Source organism: Terriglobus sp. YAF25, assembly GCF_052113305.1.
In the GTDB taxonomy this organism is placed as follows: domain Bacteria; phylum Acidobacteriota; class Terriglobia; order Terriglobales; family Acidobacteriaceae; genus Terriglobus.
Genome location: NZ_JBFRCY010000325.1, coordinates 1 through 4,916 on the forward strand (window position 1 = coordinate 1; position 4,916 = coordinate 4,916).

At 59.0% G+C, this 4,916-nt stretch carries 6 protein-coding genes; 5 read left to right on the forward strand and 1 reads right to left on the reverse strand.

The window, feature by feature from the left end:
- Positions 1-52 precede the first annotated feature (52 nt).
- From AB4043_RS14520 to AB4043_RS14540, 5 genes are read left to right on the forward strand one after another with little or no spacing between them, the layout of a single operon-like run.
- Positions 53-934, forward strand: a complete 882-nt coding sequence (locus AB4043_RS14520) for an STAS domain-containing protein (RefSeq protein ID WP_442302450.1) — start codon at positions 53-55, stop codon at positions 932-934.
- Positions 934-1,326 carry an STAS domain-containing protein gene (locus AB4043_RS14525; protein WP_442302449.1) on the forward strand — a complete coding sequence of 131 codons (393 nt, stop codon included), beginning with the start codon at positions 934-936 and terminating at the stop codon, positions 1,324-1,326. Before AB4043_RS14520 ends, AB4043_RS14525 begins: the two co-directional genes overlap by 1 nt.
- The gene (locus tag AB4043_RS14530) at positions 1,298-1,711 is read left to right on the forward strand and encodes an anti-sigma regulatory factor (protein WP_442302448.1); all 414 of its coding nucleotides are present in this window, start codon (positions 1,298-1,300) and stop codon (positions 1,709-1,711) included. Before AB4043_RS14525 ends, AB4043_RS14530 begins: the two co-directional genes overlap by 29 nt.
- Before the next feature lie 3 nt (positions 1,712-1,714).
- Positions 1,715-2,725 carry a SpoIIE family protein phosphatase gene (locus tag AB4043_RS14535; protein WP_442302447.1) on the forward strand — a complete coding sequence of 337 codons (1,011 nt, stop codon included), beginning with the start codon at positions 1,715-1,717 and terminating at the stop codon, positions 2,723-2,725.
- A 5-nt stretch (positions 2,726-2,730) separates the two neighbouring features.
- A complete protein-coding gene (locus AB4043_RS14540) occupies positions 2,731-3,852 on the forward strand; it encodes a diguanylate cyclase (RefSeq protein WP_442307360.1) in 1,122 nt (373 codons plus the stop codon).
- Positions 3,853-4,328: 476 nt separating this feature from the next.
- Here AB4043_RS14540 and AB4043_RS14545 read toward each other — a convergent pair.
- On the reverse strand, positions 4,329-4,916 hold a 588-nt coding region (locus AB4043_RS14545; RefSeq protein WP_442307359.1), incomplete at its 5' end, for a xanthine dehydrogenase family protein molybdopterin-binding subunit.

The following is a 4,916-nucleotide window of genomic DNA, read 5'->3' on the forward strand; positions in this document are numbered from 1 at the left end:
GAGTATATGCAGAGCAAATATTGACTCCCCCTCATCTCTATATAGGAACGACATGATCAAACTTCTGAAGATGATGCGCGACAATCAGGATCGAATCCTGACTGACTGGCTGAATAGCCTCAAGACGGCCGCACGGCGGCGTGACCTGGTAGGCGACGCTGAGGTCAAGGAGCACTCCAGGAAGATTTTGACTCTGATTTCAAATCCACCTCCGAACACCGTACTGGAGGACTTTTCGTCCGAGGGCTGGCAGACGGTGCGAGATCAGTTGCTGGAGATCTCCATCTCCCGTGTAGCGCACGGCTCCTCTCCTTCTGAGACGGCGCAGTTTTTGCTGTCGCTGAAGCCGGTGATGTTCCAGCTTATCCGGGAACAGTTGACGACCGCGCCGGACGAGCTGTTCCACGAGATTGATGTTACGAACAATTTTGTTGACGCTATGGCGCTCCATATTGCGGAGAGTTATATCCAGAGCCGAGACAAGGTAATTGCGCGCCAGCAGGAAGAGATGTTGGAGCTGTCGACGCCGGTGGTCATGCTGTGGGACGGCATTGTGGCCCTGCCAGTCATCGGTACGCTGGACAGTTCGCGGGCGCAGATGGTGATGGAGTCGCTGCTTCACGCGATTGTTCAGACGAACTCGCGTTTTGCCATTATCGATATCACCGGAGTGCCGACGGTGGATACGCTGGTAGCGCAGCATCTGTTGAAGACGATTACAGCGGCGCGGCTGATGGGCGCGGAGTGCATTCTGAGCGGCATCCGTCCGCAGATTGCGCAGACGATCGTGCATCTGGGCATCACCCTGAACGACGTAGTGACTCGTTCCAAGCTGTCGGACGCCTTCCGTCTGGCGCTGGAGCGTAGTGGTCGCATGGTGGTGCAGAAAGCCGGCCACGCGCCGGTCGTTGCTCCTGTCGCCGGGGTGTCGTAATGGAACGCATTCCGATTCTTCGTATCGGCAGTCTGCTCCTGGTAACGATCCAGGTGGATCTTTATGACGATCTGGCGCTGCAGTTGCAGGACGACCTATCGACCCGTATTGCGGATCTGGGAGCAACGGGGGTGTTAATCGATATCTCTGCACTGGAGATTGTCGATTCCTTCATCGGACGAACGCTTGCTAATATTGCTGCAATTGCGCGCGTTCTGGATGCGGAGACGGTCGTTGTCGGCATGCAGCCTGCGGTTGCAATCACGCTTGTGGAACTGGGAATGTCATTGCCCGGAATTCGCACGGCCTTGAACGTCGACCTGGGAATGGAGTATCTGCGGCGGGTGGCGACAGGTGGAGACGGTGTCGGAACAGATCATTACGCGGAGTGAGGTCCTGCCGATCAGGACTCAGATCGATCTGGTTCACGTGCGGCAGCGGGTGCGAACCTGGCTGTCGGAAGAGCGTTTCACCCTGATCGATCAGACCAAGATCGTGACTGCCGCCAGCGAGCTGGCGCGCAACGCACTGGAACATGGCGGCGGCGGCCAGATGGAGATGTCGCTGCTCGCCGTCGGTGCGCGGAAAGGAATACGGCTTAAATTCTCCGACCAGGGCCCGGGCATCGCGGATATCACCATGGCTCTGAAGGATGGTTACACCACAGCAGGGGGGATGGGACTCGGCCTGGGCGGCAGCAAGCGGCTGATGAGCGAGTTCGATATTCAGTCGTCCCCCGGGGCTGGGACCGTCGTGACTGTAACCCGCTGGAAGTAAGCTATGTCCGTGTCACATCAACGGATTCCGATCCTGGTGAATGACCAGAGCTACATTGGTCACGCGCGGCGTCAAGCGGCGGCGATCGCAGAGTCGCTCGCCTTCAGCGAGACCGCGGCCGGGAATCTTGGGATTATCGTCACCGAAGCTGCCCGCAACATCGCGCTGCATGCCGGCAGTGGGGAGATCGTGCTGGCCCCGTGGACGATGGATGGGTATGTGGGGGTGGACGTGGTGGCCCTGGACCGCGGCCCTGGAATTGCCGATATCGAGCGGGCTTTGGAAGATGGCTTCTCCACTGCGGGTACCGCGGGAACGGGACTGGGGGCGATGCGGCGGCTGGCGCAGGAGTTTCAGGTCTATTCCATCCCTCGAGCGGGAACGGTTGTCTTTGCCCGTGTCTTTGCCAGACAGATTACGGATATGACCGTGGTCCGTGGAATCAGCCGTGTAGGCGTTATGAACCTTCCAATGCAGGGAGAGGTGCATTGCGGCGATGCCTGGAAGGTTATTCGCGCGGGCGGGAGAAGCCTTTGCATGGTCGCCGACGGTCTGGGGCACGGGAAGGATGCCGCCCTGGCGTCCGGCCGTGCTTGTGAGGTTCTGGAGCAGAACCCCGGCCTTTCCCCGGAAGATCTTCTGGGTGAGATGCATCGGGCATTGCGAAAGACACGGGGAGCAGCGGTTTCGATCGCAACGCTCGATGGTCAGCGGACTCTGCACTATGCCGGCGCGGGCAATATTTCGGGAGTGCTCCATGCCGGCAGATCCCATCAGAACCTTGTCTCGATGAACGGAACGGTCGGGCATACGGTGAATCGCGTACGTGAGTTCCTGTATACATGGGAAGGAGAGGCGACTCTCATTCTGTATTCCGACGGTCTTAGCTCCCGCTGGACTCTAGAGCAATATCCAGGTCTGCTCGGAAAACACCCTGTCCTGATTGCCGCGGTGCTCTATCGCGATCATTGCAGGGGCCGTGACGATGTCACGGTCCTGGTTGTACGTATTTGACCTGTATGGAAAACAATCAGCGGCTACCTATTTATGCCATCCCCCTGCGTTATGACCGCAACGTGATGCACGCGCGGCAATATGCCCGCGATGTCGCGGCACTACTGGGATTCAGCTACCAGGAGCAGGTACGGTTGGCGACCGCAACCTCTGAGCTGTCGCGGAATGCCTTTCGCTATGCCGGGGGAGGAACGGTCACGTTTCTGCTCACCAGGCGGCGGCCGCAGATCCTGATGGTGGTGGTGGAAGACAATGGCCMTGGAATTTCGAACCTGGACGAGATTCTGGATGGCCGCTATCAGTCAATGACTGGCCTGGGCAAGGGAATTACAGGAACGAAAAATCTGATGGATCACTTCCGGATTACCTCATCGCCCTCCGGCACGGTGGCGGAGGCAGGCAAGCTGCTGCCTGGAGTACAGCCGCTCTATGATGAGGCCGCGGTCATGAAGATCGCCGGCGAATTGATTCGCAAGAGCGTCGCCGACCCTTTCCAGGAGTTGGAACGGCAGAATCAGGAGCTGTTGCGGGCACTTGCGGAAGTCCGTGAGAAGCAGGCGCAGTTTGTCGAGCTGAATCGCAAGCTGGAAGAGCTTTCACTGCAGGACCCATTGACCGGTGTCGCCAACCGGCGTTCATTCGACCGCGGACTCGACCGCGAGTGGAGCGGCGCCATGCGTACGCAGCAGCCGCTCGCGCTGTTGATGATCGATGTCGACTTCTTCAAGCTGTTGAACGATCGGCATGGGCATCGCTATGGAGATGAGGCGCTAATACTGCTGGCAGCGGCGCTGCAAAAGGCACTGCCGCGCAGCAGCGATCTAGTTGCTCGTTATGGCGGGGAAGAGTTTGCCGCGGTGTTGCCCTTCACCAGCGCAAGCGGGGCTGCTGAAGTGGCTGCCAGAATGCATGCAGCGCTTGAAGCGCAGCAGATCGCGCTTGAAACTCCGATCGGATCTACTGTGACCATCAGCATTGGAGCGGCAGTCTGCGAGCCGCCGTACGATGAGTCGATTGCACGGCTGGGATACGGCGTACTGGTAGAGGCTGCTGATCGCGCGCTTTACCTGGCGAAGGAGAAGGGCCGCAACCGGACGGAGTTCGGAGAGGTCATCGCTCCGGCGTGAGGGAGATTTCCTAGGGCGCATCGGCAAATTCGGTCAGCGTTTTTGTTAGAAGTTTTGAGTATTCCTGGCTTAACCTTCCCTGCCCGGGTGCTCCACCCTCGCAACGCTAGGGTGGGCGAGGGTGCCACAGATATTCGGGCTGCACTCGAAGCAAAAGCCGTCGCGCGTAGCGCGATACACCACATATCCCAGCCTGAACGGTTGTGCCTTTCCTTGCCCACCCTAGAGCATTTCTCCTGTTGCTGGGTAGCCCGGAAGGGGAGTGCAGCGGCGTTTTCATTGCGGAAAACGCCCATAGATACGGAATCCCTACACTACACCTACAGGAGAAATGCTCTAGCGTTGCGAGGGTGGGGCACCCGGCAGGATAGGAGCTGAAGACCCTATGGATTTCAGCCAAGGCTAATTTGTCGATAAACCCTCGCATTCAAAGGAATAAGGGATTCGACAAGATGATTGTCGAAGCCCTTCCAGTTTCAGACGAGCTTCTTTTCCCTGGGACTAACAAGCAGGTCCTCGATGCGGATGGGCAGGTTTCTGACGCGGATACCGGTGGCGTGGTGCACGGCGTTTGTGATAGCGGCCGCGATGCCGGCCAGGCCGATCTCGCCGACTCCGCGGGCGCCGAGCGGGTTGAGGTTGAAGTCCGGGTAGTCGAGGAAGGTTACGTCGATGGCGGGGCAGTCGGCGTTGACGGCAACGATGTAGTCCGCCAGGCTGGCGTTGATAGGAGCACCGGAGCGCTGATCGTACTCCGTCGCCTCCAGCATGGCCATGCCGACGCCCATTACTACCGCGCCTTCGATCTGGTTGCGTGCAGCGCGAGGATTCACCATGCGGCCGGCGTCGATGACGGTGACGACACGGCTTACACGCAGCCGCGCGATCTCCGGTTGCCAGGTAACCTCGGCAAACTGTGCACCGTAGCTATGGAAGGAGAATTTCTGGTTCGGGTCACCCAAAAGCCCGGTCGATTTTCCTGTGCCGCTGACAGAACGGACGTTGGCTGCCTTGAGGATCTCGGCGAAGGCAAGTGCGCCCGAGGTCTGGCCCTTCATGCGGAC

Bases quoted from the DNA above. Each gene is read 5' to 3' on its own strand.
- AB4043_RS14520 (WP_442302450.1), top strand. From the start codon at position 53: ATGATCAAACTTCTGAAGATGATGCGCGACAATCAGGATCGAATCCTG.
- AB4043_RS14525 (WP_442302449.1), top strand. From the start codon at position 934: ATGGAACGCATTCCGATTCTTCGTATCGGCAGTCTGCTCCTGGTAACG.
- AB4043_RS14535 (WP_442302447.1), top strand. From the start codon at position 1,715: ATGTCCGTGTCACATCAACGGATTCCGATCCTGGTGAATGACCAGAGC.